This is a genomic window from Prosthecochloris marina (assembly GCF_003182595.1).
GTDB classification, from domain to species: domain Bacteria; phylum Bacteroidota; class Chlorobiia; order Chlorobiales; family Chlorobiaceae; genus Prosthecochloris; species Prosthecochloris marina.
Map to the genome: position 1 here is coordinate 31,239 of NZ_PDNZ01000011.1, position 19,175 is coordinate 50,413.

At 48.3% G+C, this 19,175-nt stretch carries 14 protein-coding genes and 1 riboswitch; of the genes, 1 reads left to right on the forward strand and 13 read right to left on the reverse strand.

What is annotated here, in order from left to right; translation table 11 throughout:
* Position 1: 1 nt before the first annotated feature.
* The 11 genes from CR164_RS12340 to CR164_RS12390 all read right to left on the reverse strand — a co-directional run bounded on the left by CR164_RS12340 (position 2) and on the right by CR164_RS12390 (position 14,558).
* On the reverse strand, positions 2-874 hold the full coding sequence (locus CR164_RS12340; protein WP_146204173.1) for a GHMP family kinase ATP-binding protein: 873 nt from the start codon (positions 872-874) through the stop codon (positions 2-4).
* Between the two features lie 567 nt (positions 875-1,441).
* A riboswitch (cobalamin riboswitch) is annotated at positions 1,442-1,689 on the reverse strand.
* Between the two features lie 89 nt (positions 1,690-1,778).
* The gene (locus tag CR164_RS12345; protein WP_110024305.1) at positions 1,779-2,426 is read right to left on the reverse strand and encodes a class I SAM-dependent methyltransferase; all 648 of its coding nucleotides are present in this window, start codon (positions 2,424-2,426) and stop codon (positions 1,779-1,781) included.
* A 205-nt stretch (positions 2,427-2,631) separates the two neighbouring features.
* A complete protein-coding gene (locus tag CR164_RS12350; protein ID WP_161953531.1) occupies positions 2,632-3,654 on the reverse strand; it encodes a class I SAM-dependent methyltransferase in 1,023 nt (340 codons plus the stop codon).
* A gap of 351 nt (positions 3,655-4,005) precedes the next feature.
* Positions 4,006-5,259 carry a hypothetical protein gene (locus tag CR164_RS12355; RefSeq protein ID WP_110024307.1) on the reverse strand — a complete coding sequence of 418 codons (1,254 nt, stop codon included), beginning with the start codon at positions 5,257-5,259 and terminating at the stop codon, positions 4,006-4,008.
* Entirely contained in the window at positions 5,256-6,071 is an 816-nt protein-coding gene (locus tag CR164_RS12360) for an outer membrane lipoprotein-sorting protein (protein ID WP_204901814.1), read from the reverse strand. Before CR164_RS12360 ends, CR164_RS12355 begins: the two co-directional genes overlap by 4 nt.
* Positions 6,072-6,163: 92 nt before the next feature.
* On the reverse strand, positions 6,164-8,803 hold the full coding sequence (locus tag CR164_RS12365) for an efflux RND transporter permease subunit (RefSeq protein WP_204901815.1): 2,640 nt from the start codon (positions 8,801-8,803) through the stop codon (positions 6,164-6,166).
* A gap of 56 nt (positions 8,804-8,859) precedes the next feature.
* Entirely contained in the window at positions 8,860-9,306 is a 447-nt protein-coding gene (locus tag CR164_RS12370; RefSeq protein WP_161953532.1) for a MarR family winged helix-turn-helix transcriptional regulator, read from the reverse strand.
* Positions 9,307-9,578: 272 nt separating this feature from the next.
* Positions 9,579-11,369: an ABC transporter ATP-binding protein gene (locus CR164_RS12375; protein WP_110024310.1), complete on the reverse strand. Its 1,791-nt coding sequence runs from the start codon at positions 11,367-11,369 to the stop codon at positions 9,579-9,581.
* 3 nt (positions 11,370-11,372) lie between these two features.
* Complete coding sequence (locus CR164_RS12380) at positions 11,373-13,157, reverse strand: ABC transporter ATP-binding protein (RefSeq protein WP_110024311.1); 1,785 nt, start codon at positions 13,155-13,157, stop codon at positions 11,373-11,375.
* Positions 13,158-13,596: 439 nt separating this feature from the next.
* Positions 13,597-14,004: a hypothetical protein gene (locus CR164_RS12385; RefSeq protein WP_110024312.1), complete on the reverse strand. Its 408-nt coding sequence runs from the start codon at positions 14,002-14,004 to the stop codon at positions 13,597-13,599.
* Positions 14,005-14,150: 146 nt separating this feature from the next.
* Complete coding sequence (locus CR164_RS12390) at positions 14,151-14,558, reverse strand: winged helix-turn-helix transcriptional regulator (protein WP_204901816.1); 408 nt, start codon at positions 14,556-14,558, stop codon at positions 14,151-14,153.
* Between the two features lie 150 nt (positions 14,559-14,708).
* Here CR164_RS12390 and CR164_RS12395 point away from each other — a divergent pair, with 150 nt between their 5' ends.
* Positions 14,709-15,251: a nuclear transport factor 2 family protein gene (locus tag CR164_RS12395; protein ID WP_110024313.1), complete on the forward strand. Its 543-nt coding sequence runs from the start codon at positions 14,709-14,711 to the stop codon at positions 15,249-15,251.
* Between the two features lie 85 nt (positions 15,252-15,336).
* Here the strand turns inward: CR164_RS12395 and CR164_RS12400 are convergent, their stop codons facing one another.
* Both CR164_RS12400 and CR164_RS12405 read right to left on the reverse strand, forming a co-directional pair.
* Positions 15,337-17,109, reverse strand: a complete 1,773-nt coding sequence (locus CR164_RS12400; RefSeq protein WP_110024314.1) for an ABC transporter ATP-binding protein — start codon at positions 17,107-17,109, stop codon at positions 15,337-15,339.
* A complete protein-coding gene (locus CR164_RS12405) occupies positions 17,102-18,985 on the reverse strand; it encodes an ABC transporter ATP-binding protein (protein ID WP_110024315.1) in 1,884 nt (627 codons plus the stop codon). The genes CR164_RS12400 and CR164_RS12405 overlap by 8 nt, the downstream gene beginning before the upstream one ends.
* Positions 18,986-19,175 lie beyond the last annotated feature (190 nt).

Below are 19,175 nucleotides of genomic sequence, written 5' to 3' on the forward strand. Positions count from 1 at the left end.
ATCAAAACCCCGCTTGTGTATATTGAATCTGGTGTCCGAGCGATCTGGCAAAAGCCGCGACGTCAGCCACCATTGTTTCCAAAGGATTGCGTGCATAGAGATACCCGATAAGCGTTCCCGTATGCGCTACGAATATTCCGTCAGCCCCGAAATGTTCTTTATAATTCAGGAATGAATCCAGATTTTTTTTCGGCAGCACGTTTTGTGACAAAATCGCACTTTGTGTCGCACACTCCGCTAGCCTCCTATAATCCCGATTATCGAAAGCGCTGATGGCTGAATCGAGGTTCCTGCTATACTCTCGCAGCTTTTTGCGATAATGCATCAACAGCAGTTCATAGGTCCCCTCCGTTTCGACCCGTCCACCTTCATCTATGTAATAACAATGAAGCTGGGGCTTGGAGCTGAATGTTCTGACAGTCTGCTGCATATCACTCAGGTACAAGGCATAGCGGTTTATGAAAACGCTGTCGGACCGCTCTATCCCCTTCAAAATTTTCGATACTGACTTTTGATCCGTGACTCTGCCATTTATTTTGTCGAGACAACGGATGGTAGCCACAATGTCCGCTGTTGAACTCGACATCCCTTTTCCGGTAACGAGCTCCGAATAAAAACCCCATTCTCCTTTCGGCCGCTTGGTTTTATGAAGTGCTCCGTAGAGATCGATTGCTTTCATGCTACGAGGTTTTTCTTTTGCAACATGCTCTATATTGTCACAATCGCTGTTCATGAAATGCACCCAGCTGAACTTTCTTGCATGAAGAGAAATAACACTGATCGATATGTTCCTGTTTATGTGAAACGGCCCCTGAATGATCTCACCTACCGTTCCATGACACACTCCCGTAAATCGTTTTTCATTCTGTAACATGACCCATGAACTAGTTTTGAAATCAACAAAACCGGACACTTTGAAACCCCGAATTCTTAGGACAGCAAAAACAAAAAACACCTTTAAAGTCGGTCAAAAGCACCTTCTTTTTACAACACAACCCTCTAAAAAAAAGGCCTTACAAAACCTCACTCTTTACAACAAAAGTATATCGAGACAAGCATGACCTGCAGCAGGTTTTCCAACCATCTTGTTATACAGTAAACGCTTATCTCTCAAGCACAACGCTTCTGCGAACAGGAGTCTGCAGAAGAAAAACCGCCAAACTCGATCAACACGCTTCAGTTTATGATTTATTTTTATTTAGACAAAGTAAAAAAATAAAAAAAATAAAAAACAGATAGTAATGACCGATTACCCTACTTTTGGCGACAAACCCTTACAACACATTCCGTGTACCACAAGGACAAGGTCCATCAGGACAAAACCGACCGATGGCAGAGCAAAAAAAGTAATCACAGGGCTGTACAGCCCATTGCATACGACAACAACATTTTTTGAAAATTACACTGAAACGTTACCGAAACTATAACCCGTAGTTCATAAACCGGTAGTGTGGCACTGGCAGGTCTCCTGACTTTATAACGAAATGCATCATGTACATGGCCTTCCCGTGGATTTCCAGGCGGAAATCAACATAACACAGTGACCGTACATACCTCCGATACTGCAACATGGAGCCATGAAGCAGTTCACGGAAGCTTTCCGTCATTACAGTTGCGGGTACAGTGTACGAATCTCACGTACTTCCCTATTCTCCGGCTTTTAAACCGGCACCAACCACAAAAGAAAGAACAGTATTATGACTGTGTAAATACAAAAAAAATCTCGTACTCACAAACATAGAACAAAATATATAAGCCAACAACCATCTACAAAATGTTCACTGCCGGAACACTGGACTCGCAACAACATATCCCAGGATCATTCCCCGGGCCTGCTGTTCATAACGAATTTCAACAACATCTTTTTCCTTCACCTCAAAACCGCAACGGGTAATCAATGCACACAAATCACCACATGTGAATACATGGAAAGATCTATGCCCTGACTTGGAAGCCCACTGCTGATAATGTTTCAGGTTCTCCTCAGTTTCCGCATGACAATACGTCGGCACGACAAGCAATCCTGATGGCTTGATTACACGATGAACCTCTCTCAACGCAACCTCTGGTGTTTTCATGACATGCAGGGAGTTCAGAATAACGACCGCATCGAACGTCCTGGGGGAAAAACAAAGTTCATATGCACTTCGAGTATGAAACGTTATGTTTCGCAAACCCGACACCACAGCGTTTTGCCGTGCCACAGCGATCATTTCCGGTTCCAGATCCACTGCATCGACTTGACTGACTTGCCGTGCCAACGCTCGTGACACAACACCGGTACCGGCACCGACATCAAGAACACGATTAACCTGGCCTATATCACTGCAGATTCTATCGACCAAAGCACTTCTGTCTTGACTGGTCTGTTTGTCGAAGTCCCGGGCACTCTTTGCCCAGAACGAAGCATTTTCATTGAAAACCATTCATACCATTCTTTACACTTTATTCATCACGGCTCGATACAACCGGAGGCAAAAAAACAATCGAATCGCTCGATGGCATGTCATACTGTGCGTCATAAGCTTTTTACGGATCCGAAGCTTACTGACGCACATGTATTCAAATTCACTCACCACAATTATCTATACTAAATCTAAATAAAAGCATCTCGAAAAACCAATTGCAAAGTCACTGTTTTACAGCGGCGAGTATATAGCTCGATTTGTCGGAACCTGTTCTTTGCACCCTGTAATCCGCGAATCCCGCTTCACGCAAAGCATCTTCAAGCAGCTCCTGGTTCAGAAAATGCGTCGGATACCCTAACATTTTTGTCGTTACTTCTCTAACGGTTTTCTCTTTCTGGCGACCATATTGTGTTCCTGGATCCATATTTTGAGTCACGAAAACACCGCCGCTTTTTAATGCACCTGCGATTTTTTTGATTGTCTCATGAAAATTTTCGACAAAAATGTGCAGTACGAATGATGACAGTACCAAATCATAGGCCTGTTCCGGCAACATATCCCGACGTAAATCAAAAGGCAGTACAGAAATCCTGTCGCGATAATCGGAATTTTGAAAACCTGGTTCAATCAAACTCGTGATTTTAGGTATGTCGGCGATCACAGCGGATAATGAAGGATTCCTGTCAAGCAACGCCGTTGTATAATGACCATGATTACCGCCTATATCACACATTTTTTTAGCCGACATGAACTGCGGCAAGTCCACGATGAAAGCGACTGCATCCTGTAATGTACCTCGCATCGCAAACTGAGCCGGCCCCAGCAGAAAATTCATGTTACCGGTGCTTGACATTTTTTTCCCATAATCGCCTTCATGATTTCTCACCGGTCGATCACGTAAAAAAGCGCGCATTGCGGAACAGGCTGAATCCCCTATCTGCTCCTGCATTTCGAGAATATTTCCCTGATAAAAAGGCGAACTTGACACGAGAAACTCTGCCGCCTGTGAAGAGTTGACATAGCAGCCGTCACTGTTGACAACCAGCTTCCTCGCTTTCAGAAAATCGAGTAATGCCTGCAAAATTGGCCCGTCGAGAGGAACGTGCCGAGAAATCTGATCCGGCGTGACAGGGGATTCCATGATATCGAAAAGTTTTACACGAACAGACTCCATAAACAGTCGCGAAGCGATACCGTCGATAAGGACACTTTCGATACCGGAAAAATCATGTTCTGGTTTTTGCATGTTCATATCTTTCTCCATTTTTGTTATTAGTTACTTATTACTTCCGGGGTTCACCGTCGAAATCGGTATCGAAACCGCCGCCAGTTCGGGCAGCCACAGGGGGCTGCCCCTACACTTTGCCAACTGCCGACTGATTCCTTTTCTCCCACCTCACCCCCTCTCCATTTTTAGGGCACCCCTATGTATTGTCATGAGTCCCGATTGCATCGGGATGCAAGGCGAACGGTGTCCCGATTGAATCGGGATAAACTTCGAAACCGGAGTCCCGACAGGTCGGGATGAGGATTTCGATCCCGACTCGTCGGGACAACGAAGCAATTGGAACGCGGAATAAATACATAGAGGTGTCCCTTAAAAGGTTAAACGAAATGCCGTATATACATTTGTATTGTTCTTCAACTGACCGAAAAATGTTGAGGAATCATCACCGAAAAACAGATTTCCTCCAATGACAAAACTCGCGTCATCCGTATAGTCATACGTGATTCTCGGCCTGAGATAGCCGTCATTGTCACTTGGGGAATAATAGACCGGAACCGACAATTCAATTGTCTGGTTCAAGAGCAGCTTCGTCGCCTGTATTGTCAATACATGACGATACTCGTCCTTTTTCGTCTTACCTGCAGTCTCCTCATACTCGTCATAGTCAAGCATCGCTTCCAGAAAATACTGGACACTGAGATTACAATCCTTCGCTATATCCTGCGTATAGCCTATAAGGCCGCGAATTTCGGAGTTACTCACCGATGGATCGGATCCCTCGCTATCATTCAAAGACCGGTAATACGCAAATTCCAGATTCCCGATTCCGCTAAAGACGCTCCCCCGAACACTGCCACCGTAGACATGCAATCTGTGATGGTTCTTCTCACGGAACAGTGCGTCATAATCCGGTGTTTTCCAGAATCCCCGGTAGCCATAGAGCGCGTATTCATAATTGTTCACGTTTTTATGGACTCGAATCGCTATTTCATGATCATCAAACCACGTATCGGGAGTATGGACAGCCACGGCAGCCTTATCCCCCGCTATGCTTCCCGACAGAGGAGACCAATGAGAGATATATTCACCCGTTATGTATCTGTCTGGATCGAATTGGGGAGTATAGACCAGATCGACGTTGACGATGTCGGAAAAAAATCCCAGCTTCACGGCATCTGACGGCGCTTTTAAATATTCCGGATCTCGGCCGATGAAAAACGATTGCCAGTCCTTGGGAAAAAGGTCATTCAAAAAAACCAGGTCTCCGGTACCCCATGTCAGTATCTGGCGGCCGATCTTGACATCCATATACTCTGTAGGCCTGGCAAAAAACCACAGTTCACGTGTATCATACTTCACCTCCTCGAGTACCCAGTCAGCATAGACATCCCCCCTGTACTGCACGTCGAATGCATCCGCGTATCCCCGGCACTCGATCTGCAAACGCTGCTCCATCACCGAGGCATCCTGTTCGTAAGGATCATCCCTCAAACGAAGCCCGCCGAGTACTTCCACGAATCCGTTCATTTCCAGCTCCGGTGCATCCTGTGCAGCAGCTGTAAAGGATGTGATCGCCATTGCACAGAAGAACAGCATACCGGCAAGTGTTGTACAAGGTTTCATCGTAATACGTCTCTCGAAGGTTTTCTGAGATACCGTTCCGTAAATACGTTGTCACGTATTCCCGTATCGTAGACAATACCTGAAAAGATCATTTCCGTACTGCTTCCCTTCTCGTAATCCCGTGCGACGGATCTGGTCACGGTCGGATACATGTTATCGCCGGCAGGAACATTTTGCACCTCCTTGACAACGATATCCCTGTACAGGACATCGTTCTTCTTGTAATATTCCAGCTTCATGGCTATCCCGGTCTCTTTATCGATAGAGGCCAGATAATAGTCGAATTCGACTCCCCCTTTTTTAGGCGTGTTTTTTATCACATAGAACCTGTCCGTTGTTTCGACAAGCTCATGGTCGTCCTCCTCGGGACTACGCCCCGAAATATCTTCATACAGAAAGTCCGAACCGACGAAACTGGTCCTTTTGTCGCTTGCGGCGATCCTTTTGACCAGATCGAGACCGGGCATATAGAGCCAGCGATCATCGTCATGACCGATATCGGCATGCTTGTGAACCATGAATGTCATGTTTCGCACATCCGAAGGAGCAATGAAACAGGTGAAATATTTCTGATCCCCCCCGTCGGCTCCGGTATCCTTGCGCAAAATGTTCAGCACTCTTTTTCTCGTTCGCCCCTGCTTGTCGGTGATGATAAACTGTAACTTCCCTTTGCTGTCATCACCCTGGTAGAGTGACACGTAATTCGAGTGATCGACGATCTCCCTGACACTCGGTCCTTCAGCCCTAGCAGCCCCCACACCGGCGGACACCAGAGCGATGACCATGACAGCTGTCTTTGAAAAACGTTTCATTTTCATTCCTCCTTTTTAGTGCACCTCTATTAATTGTCATGAGCGACACCCTCTCCTATCCGCTTAACGATGCAATTGAACCGCGGAATAAATTAATAGCGGTGTCTTTTAAAAAATGTTTTCTCGAAAAGCCGTAACATCGCCGGCAACAAAAGCAACGTCACAATACCCGATATCGTCAGGATCCCGAACAACATGACCCCTGTGGTCTTGTACGGCACAAGCGGAGCGACCACGAGCGGGAGAAAACCGACAGCGATGACAAGGACGTTTCTGCTGATCGCCCGGGCCGGCTCCCCGTAAAGCTCAGGCAGTATCGACCTCCACGTTTTTTTTTCATCATACAACGTCCGGCTCCTGGATAGAAAGTGTATCGCGAAATCGACGGCCATGCCGAGAGACAAAGAGCTCAGCACGGCAACCGGCAGGTCGTAGTCTTTTCCTATGAGTCCGGTGATCCCGTAGATCATCAAAAGAGTGATACTCAACGGTACCATGCATAGAGCACCCCATAATGGCGAACGGAACAGAAAGCTCATGATGAGAAAAACAATGATGAAACTGCCCGCGAACGACTGTAAAAACCCTTCGACGATCCTCTCTTCCAGGACCAGATTGATGTAGTGCAGCCCTGCCCAGTTGTATTGCAAGGAAACGGGAGGTTCGTTTTCGGCAAAAAACCTGTCGACAGCCTCGACACATGCTTTTGTCCCCCTGCTGTCACCGGTCCTGAACTGCACTGCCACATTGGCGCGCTGAAAATCAGGTGTCACCATATGCCAGAGATCATGAGGCCGGTGCCCCTGCTGGTACTGCATGTAGCATTCGGCAACCCCCTGGAGGCTCTCGGGAATCACAAAATTTTCCGGTTCGCCGTCCGTCAGTTCCTGGTTCACTTTTTTAACCACATCGGCAACCGATGAGCTTTTTCCGATCAGATCACCGGACTCGAGAAACTTCTGAAGCTTTGCTACGTATTGCAGAACATCCGGTCTTTTGAAAACTCGCAGCTCCTCTTCCAGACGGTATGCCGAATCAATGAGAGCTTGCAGAAAATCGGACTCTTCATCAAGCAAGGACTCCTGAAACCTCCGATCGAACGCATCGATTATCGCGGTAAGCATGGCATTTTCCGAATCGCTGCCTGCCGCAATGCTCCTGATCTCTTGTGCAACTTCACCCGTCTCACGCTGGCCGATACCGAACCGGGCGCTCAGCTCGTCCAGGCGGGCTATCATGCGCTCTTCCATAGCACGCTTTCTTTCCTCAATCACTTCGGGGCTGACCTTACCCTCAAGGATAAGGTTCGCCATATACGTCCCCCCGAAGTGCTCATTCAGGGCGACATCGGCCTTGCGGATAGGATGACTCCCGACAAACCGTTTTGCGTAATTATCATTGACTTGGATTTGCCCTATTCCCCAGACTCCGAGCAGCACAAGCCCCGCAAACAAGACCAGAACGAATTTTGAATGCTTCCAGGAAATGAAGCCCATGCGCCTCAGTCCGCGCGTCAGCAAACTTCTCTTTTCCACTTCCCTGACCTGCAACCCGAACGATTCAAGCCTTTTATCGGGGATGAACATGATATAGGCAGGCACGAATAGGATCGTAACCAACCACGATACCAGCGCACCGATGCTCAGAAACAGTCCGAAAACCTGTGCAGGTGGTATCGGGGCGAACACCAGCGAGCAGAACCCCGCAGCCGTGGTCAATGATGTATAGAGCATCGGCGTGAAGAGTGTGCTCATAACCTTCCTGATATTTTCCTTTCGGTCCTTTCGCCTGTCGTATACGTCAAAAAATTCAGAAAGGATATGTACCGTATCGACCATCGAAACCGACATCAGGAATATCGGAAGCATAGAACTCAGGATATGAACCGGATAGCCTGCAGCTATCATAGCCCCCATGGTAACAATGATCGAGACCGTGGCGATGAGTATCGGCAGGACAATCATGTGCACCGTCCTGAAAAAGAAAAAGAGCAATGCGAAAATAACCGCCATCGACAACATCGAGCCCAGGCCCATCTGGGTGAACATCTCCACACCGATAGCACCTTCAGCAACCGGCAAACCGGTAATATGCCACTCTTCATCACCCTCCAGCCCGGCGATCTTCTCCTGTAATGCCGTATAGACCTTATAACTCAACAGCTTGTCCGTCAAAGGCAGGTAGATGCACAGCGCCTTTGCGTCCTCCGAAACCATTTGCCCTACAAGCAACGGATTCGACAATGCCTTCTCGCGTACCGACAACGCCTCTTCCCGGGTTGTCGGCGGCTCCGGCATCAGCCACTCGAAAGAGATCGTTCCCGGCCCCGCCTGACTCATATGGTCCATGAGCGACGGAGCCACCATGTCGACTTCGATCACACCTTCCATTCTGGAAGAATCGTCCGGATTCCGCCATTTCAAGGTTTTAGCGAACTCTGTCAATTCATGAATCCGCCCAAGCGTTTCCACGGTAAACACACCGTCAGGACCCTTCTCGTTGACGACACCCAAAACGACAATCTCGCTGAGTTCGAACGCTTTCTTCGTTTCATTGTGAAAAATCCTCGCAGGCTCGGTTTTCATCAGCATGTTTTCCGGATCGGTATCCATGACCACTTTCGATAAAAACGCCCCGGCAACAATCACAACCAGAACCATCAATACTGCAACGATCTTGCTTCTATTGATCGCCCAATCGATCATCGCGTTTTTCAGCTTTTCAACCATCATGTCAACAACTGTTTTATATTATTGTTAGTAAACCTAACATTATTCACAAAAAAAACTCAGAACTCCTCTCTTCTCTGCTTGACATCGGAGAGAAATAAAGAAAATCTGTTCAGATCATGCATGAAGGAATCCAGAAAATATTCAGCATCATCGCCAAAATGCTGCTCGAAAACCTCGAAGAGCTTATGATGCTTTTCTTCATGATTTGTGTGTGCAGCCCACCCTTTCTCCGTCAGGAACAAGAGCACTTCCTTGTTGTTTCCGAAACCGCTTCTCTTCTCAACCAGTCCCGCCGATGCAAGTTTTCTGATCCTCGCCGATATGGTCGGCTTGGTAACACTGAACACACCGGCAAGCTCTGTTATATTAATCCCTTCATTGTCACCGATCGCCTGGATAGTATGGATCTCTTCACGCCTCAACGTATCCTCCACACCGAAATCCTGCTTCTCGTCATGCCATCTCATATAGATCTTGGCAATGTCCATAATAACATCGTTCATTCGATGAAACCGTTTTTCTCTTTCATGATTTTCATGCATGGGACTCGACAGATAAACATTCACCCGACATGCGAGAGTTTTTTCGTGTTATCAACCATTGTTAGTAATACTAACAAAATCAAAACAAAAAAACAAAAAATAATTCCGGAACAGAACAAGCAACAAAAAGAAAACCTGTCGCAACATCATCAAACGCAAACAAAATCATTAAAGACCTGAAAACTTTTCGCAAGGAACGAAGAGTTGCCAAGTAAGCACGTCTCTATCGCGTTTCATGGTTTCTGCATAAGCGAAAAACCCTTGGCATCACAATCTGTCTTCATTTTCCAGCCCCTTGCCTTCTGCTGCTCACGCCAGAGACGGGCATAGAGTCCATCTTGTTTGACAAGCTCCTCGTGTCGCCCTCGCTCGACGATACGCCCCTTATCGAGCACGAGAATCTGATCGGCTTCGAGGATTGTCTGAAAACGATGTGCGATAACGATGACTGTTTTGCTTTTGACAAGATTATCGAAAGCCTCCTGAATATCCGCCTCGTTTTCAGGATCGAGTGATGCCGTCGCTTCGTCGAGCATGACAACCGGGGCATCCTTGAGTATAGCCCTGGCAATGGAGATCCTCTGCTTTTCACCACCAGAGAGTGAAGTTCCGCCTTCTGCGAGTACCGTCTCATAGCCGCCTGGCAGAGCATCGATGAAGTCATGACAGCATGCCTGACGGGCCGCATTTTTTACATCTTCCAATGTTGCCCCGTCTCTCCCAATGCGGATATTGTTGGCGATCGTATCGTTGAACAGATACACGTCCTGAAATACCATAGAAATATTCCGAAGCAACTGGGCAGTATTGCACCCTTTGATCGGCTGCCCGCCGAAAAGAATCTCTCCCTCTTCGACATCCCAAAAACGGGAAATCAGGTTGACCATCGTGGTTTTTCCAGATCCGGAAAGCCCGACAAGTGCAGTCATCTGCCGCTCGGGAATAACACAGTTTACACCCTGAAGAACAGGAGCGTTCAGGTAGCGGAAATGAACATCACGGAATTCGATACCTCCTGCATGCAGGGGCTTTCGTCCTGTTTCTTCCGGAAGCTCCTCAGCTGAAAAAACCTCTTCGATACGCCGGGTGGAAACCATCGCATAGCGCAGTTCCATAAGCATGATCCCCAGATTCTTGACAGGAGCGAAAAAAAAATACCCAAGGATAGCATAAGTAAGGTAATCCACAACGCCGAGTCCGCCTACAGCGATCATCCAGGCTCCAGTCAGAAGCATCAGAAGATAACCCATATCGAGAATCAGGAGAAAAACCTGAACAGGGATTCCGGTAAACACCTCCACACGAAAACTCTGCTTCTTCAGATCCAGCATCGACTGCTTCAGAGAATCGAAACGTTCACCCGTCATGTTGTATGCCTTGAGCAACTTGAGCGTACGGGCATATTCGAGCAACCGGGAAGACGTAGACGTAATCGAAGCGATATGCTTCTCCCCCAGATGCGACACTATCCGTGAAGCGACCAGGAGAAAAACCGATGCCACGGCTATGGTCCCGACAATTACCCCGAAAAGAGAAACATCGATGACGACGAGGAACGCACCAAGAAGAAACGGCACAACGATCGCGGAAACGATATCGGGAAGCTGATGAGAAAGGGTGTTTTCAGCCTTGGTGACATCATGAAGAATACGTGATGTGACATCGCCCGGGTCCTTCGCCTTGAAAAATCCCAAAGGCAACTTCCGCAGTTTCTCACCCAGCTTGAGGCGCAACGCCGTCGAGATTTTATATGACTGCACGAAACTGTTCGTTTGTCCCCACAATGAAAGCAGAAAATACGACAGAAACACAAAAACATATAAGCCATTAAAAAACCACAGGTTGCGGAAATCAATACTGGTATCCGTCAACAGCGGAACCGACAGGGAAAGAATGATCACATAGATACCGCCGGTAAACATGCCGCGGGGAAGATTACTGATAAAATTCCCGACAAAAATACTGAGGAGCGCACGAGGCTGCTCCTTGAACAAACTCCATTTTTTCACCTGCTCCGTGTTCATCCGTCACACTCCTCTCATCTCTTTTTCCGTTTCTTGAAACCGCCAGTCATGAGCTTTCCGGCGAGCGTTCCACATCCGGAAATAGACCTCGTGCTCATCACAGACAAGCTGATCGTGTGTTCCCCGCTGAACAATGCGACCTTTATCCATAACAATGATCTCGTCGGCATACATGATCGTTGACAGACGATGCGCAATGACGATAACGGTACGCCCCTGCATCAAAGAAGAAAATGCCTGCTGCATACGACTCTCGTTTTCCGCGTCAGCATATGACGTCGCCTCGTCGAGCAACACGATCGGCGGGTTTTTCAGAATAACCCTCGCCAGAGCGATACGCTGCTTTTCCCCTCCCGAGAGATGAACCTCTCCACCCTCACCGATAACCGTGTCATATCCACGGGGAAGCGCTTCGATGAAATCGTGGCATGCCGCGGCTCTTGCCACCTTCTCGAGCGCTTCTTGCGAAACATCCTGCCGACCCATGCAGATATTCTCCCTCACGGTCGCAGTAAGCATCTGAACATCCTGAAACACCATGCCAACAGCATCGTTCACACCCCGCGACCCAAGTTCGGCAAGAGACTTGCCGCCTATACGTATTTCGCCGTCCGACACATCCCACATCCGCGCAAGAAGATGCACCAGTGTAGTCTTGCCGGCACCACTCGGACCGACCAGCGCCACGAACTTCCCCTCCGGGACGTCGAAGTCAATATCTCTCAGCACAGGCGCTGCACCGGAAGAATATCGGAACGAGACATCATCCACCTCGATATCATAGCCCGATGGTCGGGCAGAAGTATCGGGTTCGGCAAGCGGTTCCTCCTGAAGCATGTCCTGAATTCTCTTTGCCCCTTCGGCAATCATCATCACTTTGGAAGCCATGGTGACAAAGCTCACCAGGCCGACCAGGCAACCTGTGCCCAGAAGCAGAAAAAGAATGATCGTGGGAATATCCACTTCCCCCTGCTGCAACAGAAAAACAGCAACCGGAAGGATGAACACGCCACCACCGAGAACGATCGAGGTGAAGCCCGCCCAGAAGGGCGTCATGATCTTCGACCACCTGGTCACCAGCATACCGTAAAGTGCCACCGAATCTCTGAGGCGATTGAACGAATCGACCGTCAGATTGAAAACCTTGATCACCGGCATTCCCTGAACGTACTCGACCGTTCGGGAATGCATCTCTTCGAGAGCCGTATGATAACGCTCCATGATTTCCGATCTTTTTCCAACGAGGCCGAAACCTCCCATGGAAACATAGACCAGACCCAACCCGAGAGGCAACGGGACGGTAGCGGCAAGAGCCAACCGCCAGTCAACCACGTAGAGAAATACCAGAGTTACCGCCGGCAGCACAAGACCGGATACGAAATCAGGCACATGATGTGCGATAAAATTTTCTATCGCCTCGACATCTTCCTGAATCACCTTGCGAACCGCTCCTGAATTTTTCCTGTTCCAGTACCCCATAGGCAGTTTGCCGAGATGTCCGGCCAGGCGGGAGCGAATATGATACAAAAGATCGAAGGCCGCGATATGGCTGAAGACGAACGCCGAGACACGCAGCACATAGTGGAGCAGTATGGCAAAGAGCGCCCATTCGACAATACCCGCAACAGGCTCTGCAACGGCTCCCTCTCCCTCTTGCAGATAGTACTGCACGATGTAGTATATCAACGCATAGGGAACGATCAAAAGGATCGAACTGAGTGCAGCGAGTACAACTGATACGATGATCTGCGTTCGTTTGCTTTCAGCAAGCTGAAAAATAACTTTCATACACTATTATCCATGAATTGTATTTCTTACCTCATACCATCATTTGCTATAAGCACCCTCACCTCAATGTGTAACTGATATGCGTGCAGTAATCGAAAACCCGAGCAGGTTATTTTAAGGATTGATAAAAAAGCCTCTCTGCGGCACATACAGAGAGGCTTTAGCAAGGAGAATCAACAATGGTAGTAACACAACCAGTGTTGATTCAAATATAACAACATTTTTATTTAGACAAAATAAAAATAAATAAAATTCTCAAAATCAATCACCAGCCTGATTTTTTCCGAACCTCCAACACCCGGTTATTATCATCTTCGCCATGTCTGGCAATCTTCAGAAATATCAACGATCATTCATCCAAGATAGCCGATAGAAAGACTTTGCTTTTTTTTAACACTGTATCTCGAGACCGACAGACAATCCCATGGACTCGGAAGCGTCATGCATTCGGCTTCCCCATCTGATTGCGACCACTTTGCCGGTGATCCTCGAAAGGCCCCAGTCCAAACATTGGCTGCATCCGACTTAAGAAAACATGAAAAGCGGTCCCGTAAGTCATGGACTGAAACCCCATACTCTGGATCGAGTTCCAGCAGAGGTTTAACTGGCAGGCGACATGGAAAACCATATCTTTCCAAACCAGACTATCGTCCTGAAATGGCTTCCCTGTAATTTCGAGCAGGACGAAAAATTGTGAAACACCAGTCAGGTAACACAAAAAGATATCACCTTCCTTGATCCGCTGAATCGTTTTCCAGCGTGTTTCTCGGAAGCCAGTTACCTTGCTACCTGCGTTGCTGAATTCGTTCCACGTTACGCCAGCAAATAAATCAAGCCAGTAGGTCACGATGATGGTCTATTTCTTTGTCGAACACCGTTTTCAGGTGCACCGTAGGCTTCACCTGGAAAACTTTGTTATGTGCGCGTTGCTCATGCCTTGCTTGTTGATCGCCAATACCTTTCGCTGATTTTACGTTGCCACTTCTTTTACAATTAGCCTCGCTCGTCGTAGGCTTGTCGTGAACGTTTGATTTCGTCATGGTGTGTTTCCGCCCAAGAAACCAACTGATATAAGGGTTTGACTAAACCTCTCCCCATTCCTGTAAGCTCGTACTCCACCCTTACTGGTACTTCGGGGTAGACGGTTCTATTTACATACCCTTCTCGCTCCAAGCCACGCAGGGTTTGCGTGAGCATACGCTGTGAGACACCTACCACCCTTGATTTAATGGAGTTAAACCTGTCGGGGCCTTCGACGAGTGCAAATAAAATCAGCACTGACCATTTGTCGCCAATCTGGGCCACCACATTACGAACGGGGCACTCGTCGTTGTTATGAAATACCCGCTTTTCAGCTTTCTGTTTGCTTATAGTCTTCGTTTTTCCTTTGTTCTTCGCCACGTAGCAGTCCTCCTACCAACTTCTATCTTTAGGTTACCAACATGTGCCTAGATGACATCTTAGTGCCCTCTTGTAATTTAGGTTACTATTAATTACCATTATATACAAATCATACTTACTCCGAACCAATGACATAGAGAGGAACGACTTATGCGGAAAATCATTGCATCAACACTTCTGATATTGGCAAGCGTAACTGCTTCTGCACAAAATGCAGACAAGCTGGTTATAGATCTACAATCATTACAGAAACCCAGTTGGACAGAGCAAGAGCTGGCAAACGCCACCTTAATTACAGACTTTGTTCAAAACCTGATGAACAACCATAATTTCGACTACATACTAGAGCGCTATAACGATAGCTCGTATGTTCAGCACAACCGCAACCTGCCCGACAAAATCACGGGGTTAGTAGGCTTTTTAAAAGAGTTTGTAGAGGACTATCCCGATTACACCTATGACGTAAAACACATCTATGTTGACGGCGATTACGTTATCTTTCACTCACATGCCACTCTAAAGAAAGATGACAGAGGTAACGACAAAAAAGGCATGAATATTATTGATATTTGGCGCCTTGAAGACGGAAGAATTGTTGAGCATTGGGACTCAATTCAAGCTCTTGGTACCCTTATGCGATTTTATTCGTTAATTAACGGCGGCAATATTCAGAATGCCAATGGAGTGTTTTAGTCACCGTCAGTCACGGTATTCATATAAAAATCCCTGAAAACCAGGGGCAATGGCTTCGTGCAGTGCGCTCCGGGACATTTTCAGACTATGCGCTGATGTGCCACTCTTTGACTCTTTGTTGTGCTGACCACATATCGAAGTATTTACCTCTTCCGGCGATCAGTTCATCATGCTTCCCGCTTTCAACTATTTCGCCGTTATCGATAACCAGGATGTTATCCGCTCCGGAGATCGTGGACAAGCGATGCGCGATAACGATCACCGTTTTATCTTTTACAAGTTTATCTATCGCATTTTGCACGGCCACTTCACTTTCAGTATCAAGGGCGGCGGTGGGCTCGTCCAGAATGACGATAGGCGCATCTTTGAGAATCGCTCTGGCAATGCTGATGCGCTGACGCTCGCCACCAGACAGGGAGCCGCCTATATCGCCAACACCTGTATCATATCCATCGGGAAGTCGTTCGATGAATTCATGGCAATGAGCCGCTCTGGCAGCATCCTTGACCTCTTCATCACTGGCTCCCGGTTTCGCCATGCGGATATTTTCAATGATGCTCTCATCAAAGAGATAGACATCCTGAAAGACCACTGCGAACATGCTCAAGAGATACTCCTGGGACATTTGGCGAATGTCGGCTCCGCCTATTTCGATCGCTCCCTTTTGCGGATCGGCATATCGCATCATCAGCTTGGTCATGGTCGTCTTCCCCGAGCCGGAAGGACCGACAAAGGCCGTCATCGATTGACCGGGAATCAGGACGCTGACCCCTTTCAACGCCTCTTCTTCCTGGCCATGGTATCTGAAATCAACAGACTTGAATTCCACGTCATAGCTGCTGATCCCGACTTGCAGTTCGTCTACATCGAGAGGGGCGACCGCCAATACCTCTTTGACCCGCTTGAACGAAGCGGACATGATATCCATGACAGCCGTGATAGCCAAAAAAATCGACAAAGGCTCCATAAGGCGCGAGACCATCACCAGTACGGCCGCTACGGCGGCAACACTCATCGTTGCATTGCCGACCCACAGGCTCCCCAGGAACCCGATCACGATAAGAGTAACAAGGATAAGCGCATCCAGCATAAGCATCAGGATGTTGGTCTTAAAAACTTTGGATTTTTGAAGATCCCGCACATGGATAATACCCTCGTACAGTCGTTTGGCGTTGGTGCCTGTCTGATTGGTTGCCCGCAGCACGGCAAGCCCCTGGATGTACTCGATGATATTGGATTCCAATGCCGCGTTGGCTCTACCCATATCAGTCTTTTCCGCCATTCCGCTTTGTCGTTTTCTCTTATACAGCGGCATGGCAAGAGGCATCATCACCATCACAATGACGGCCATGCGCCAATCGATAAAAAACAATCCCATAACGACCACCAGCGGGGTGATCACAACATCGAGAAACATCCCCGATATCATACCCAGCATGGTAACGCTTTCATCCACATTACTGGACAAGCTAGAGTTAAGTTCCCCGGTTTTATAACGGCCCAGCCGCTCCAAAGGCATGGTGCGAAGCTTCTCTCCCAACTTTATGCGCAAATCGTGCATCACCCTGGGAAGAGTTCCCGTGTAGTCGAAATCATGGGCAAACCACCGACTGATACCGCTCAAACCGGTAAAGACGACAAACAGCAGAAGCCACATCAAGGCTGTACGGGTTTCAACGGGAGTACTGAAAAGGGCGACAAAGATCGGGTAGATGCTCAGGTAGGCCAACCCCTGATTGATAAAGCTGAAAATATAAAACAGCAATGAACGGGTATAGAGGTGCTGATACTTGCCGGCAATCTCTTTTCCGGTCTCATAGGTCTGCTTGAATGTGGTATATGCTGATACGTTAGACATGTGCGGCTCCTTTGTTAGGGTGTTCGACCGGAAAGACGTTTTTCCCTGAACTCCCAGTTTCGATACTTCCTGTGGCTGAACCATCTGTTCCGGCCGGCTGTTTTGCATGCAGATCCCAGCCTTGAGCAGCCTTGTAATTTGACCAGAGTCCGGCGTAAACACCTCTGTTGGCGAGGAGTTCCTCGTGCTTACCCCGCTCGACAATCTCTCCTTTATCAAATACCAGGATCTGATCGACGTGGGTGATGGAGGAAAGGCGATGGGCAATGGTGATAACCGTCTTGTCCCTGGTCAAGAAGGAGATGGCCTTGATGATCTCCTCTTCGCTTTCCGGATCGGCAAAAGCGGTTGCTTCGTCCAGCACGACAATGGGAGCGTTGCGCAGGATCGCCCGAGCAATGGTAATGCGCTGGCGTTGACCGCCGGAGAGGCGATCTCCCCTCTCACCGGCATGGGTGTCATACCCTTCGGGCAGTTCCATGATAAAATCATGTATCTGGGCCGCTTTGGCCGCCTCGACCACTTCTTCATCGGTGGCGTCCGGTTTTGCCATTTTAATGTTATTGGCCAGCGTATCGTGGAAAAGGTAGGTATCCTGAAAAACAAAGGTCACCGTATTCATCAGATCCTCACTGGTCATCTCCCTGACATCGACCCCGCCGATGGTAATGGCGCCTTTATCGATATCCCAAAAACGGGGCAGCAACCTCGCCACGGTACTTTTACCGGCCCCGCTCGGTCCGACAAGGGCGGTGGATGCACCGGGAAGAGCCGTGAAACTCACGCCGCTCAGGGCTTTCTCTTTACGGTTTTCATAAGAGAAGTCAACGTCATCGAATCGTATGGTCATCTCGCCGGGGACTTCACCCCGTTCCACATAGGACATGGTCGGCATGGAAAGAATTTCTTCGATACGATTGGCGGCGGTTTTGGACTTTCTCAAAAAGTTGTTCAGCCACATGAGCGGCATGAAGGCATCTACCATGGCCGTCGAGATAAAAAGCATCGCCACGAGGGTCGGCACGGAAAGGGTTCCCTTGCTGATAAAGAAGATTCCCCCCGCAATTACGGCCGCCATCGTGGGAAGCGGACCGAATATGATCATTGAAAGCCTCGAGGGCGAGCTGCATTTATCCATCCATTTGATAAATACCCCCTGGAAACTCTCCAGGGCTTTATGATAGCGCTTGAAAGAGCTGGTTCCGTCATCGAAGGTTCTGACCACGACCATGGCTTGGATAAACTCGATCACCGCCGCGTTGATTTTGCCAAGACTGGCGTCATACTCCTGTCGAATCTCACCGTAGTCTTTCATGGCGATGCTCATCATGATCATGCCCAGGATCAACACGCTCAGCGCAATGAGGGCCAGCCGCCAATCGATAGCAAAAATCAGAATGAGGCTGACAACCGGAGCGGTGAAGCTCCGCCCGATCATGGGGGTGCTGTCGGCGACAAAAACATGGAGGTTTTTTACATCGTCAAGAACCACTTTTTTCAGCGCCCCCGTACCATTGGTAATGATATAACCCAGAGGCAGCTGCGCCATATGTTCGGCAAGTTTTGTGCGCAGATCGACTTCAAGCTCAAAGGCGCCCAGGTGGGAAACAGAAAAGGCGATCGAGGATAGGATAAATGCCGAAAGGCCTACGGCTCCTACACCAATGAGCGTGCCCGGGAGACTCCAGTTTATACCCATGAAAAACAGACTGCCGCCGTTGAGCAGCACCGCTATCATAAGCGAAAGCAAGAGGAGCGTCGCAATCGTGGCGACCGAACCAAAGGCATGGAGTAGCATGGCGCTATAGATATGGGTCTTGACCGGCCTTATAATGCGCCATAAAACGCCATCACCTTCTGATTTTTTATTGGACATAGTGCATTTCCTCAATAAAAAGGTTATCAGAACCTAAACTGAGCGTCCCGACTCGTCGGGATGCTCCATATTGGTAAGTTTATCAAAGAGAATCTGTTATACTTTCTTTATAGAGGTGCCCTAGAGCTTATCCCTCATCTGCAGAGCGAACGTGAAAACAGGTAAAGAACCGCATGTGTTGAAATCCCGA

Bases quoted from the DNA above. Each gene is read 5' to 3' on its own strand.
- CR164_RS12375 (WP_110024310.1), bottom strand. From the start codon at position 11,369: ATGAACACGGAGCAGGTGAAAAAATGGAGTTTGTTCAAGGAGCAGCCT.
- CR164_RS12365 (WP_204901815.1), bottom strand. From the start codon at position 8,803: ATGATGGTTGAAAAGCTGAAAAACGCGATGATCGATTGGGCGATCAAT.
- CR164_RS12370 (WP_161953532.1), bottom strand. From the start codon at position 9,306: ATGAACGATGTTATTATGGACATTGCCAAGATCTATATGAGATGGCAT.
- CR164_RS12400 (WP_110024314.1), bottom strand. From the start codon at position 17,109: ATGTCTAACGTATCAGCATATACCACATTCAAGCAGACCTATGAGACC.
- CR164_RS12395 (WP_110024313.1), top strand. From the start codon at position 14,709: ATGCGGAAAATCATTGCATCAACACTTCTGATATTGGCAAGCGTAACT.
- CR164_RS12405 (WP_110024315.1), bottom strand. From the start codon at position 18,985: ATGTCCAATAAAAAATCAGAAGGTGATGGCGTTTTATGGCGCATTATA.
- CR164_RS12360 (WP_204901814.1), bottom strand. From the start codon at position 6,071: ATGAAACGTTTTTCAAAGACAGCTGTCATGGTCATCGCTCTGGTGTCC.
- CR164_RS12380 (WP_110024311.1), bottom strand. From the start codon at position 13,157: ATGAAAGTTATTTTTCAGCTTGCTGAAAGCAAACGAACGCAGATCATC.
- CR164_RS12350 (WP_161953531.1), bottom strand. From the start codon at position 3,654: ATGCAAAAACCAGAACATGATTTTTCCGGTATCGAAAGTGTCCTTATC.
- CR164_RS12345 (WP_110024305.1), bottom strand. From the start codon at position 2,426: ATGGTTTTCAATGAAAATGCTTCGTTCTGGGCAAAGAGTGCCCGGGAC.
- CR164_RS12355 (WP_110024307.1), bottom strand. From the start codon at position 5,259: ATGAAACCTTGTACAACACTTGCCGGTATGCTGTTCTTCTGTGCAATG.
- CR164_RS12340 (WP_146204173.1), bottom strand. From the start codon at position 874: ATGTTACAGAATGAAAAACGATTTACGGGAGTGTGTCATGGAACGGTA.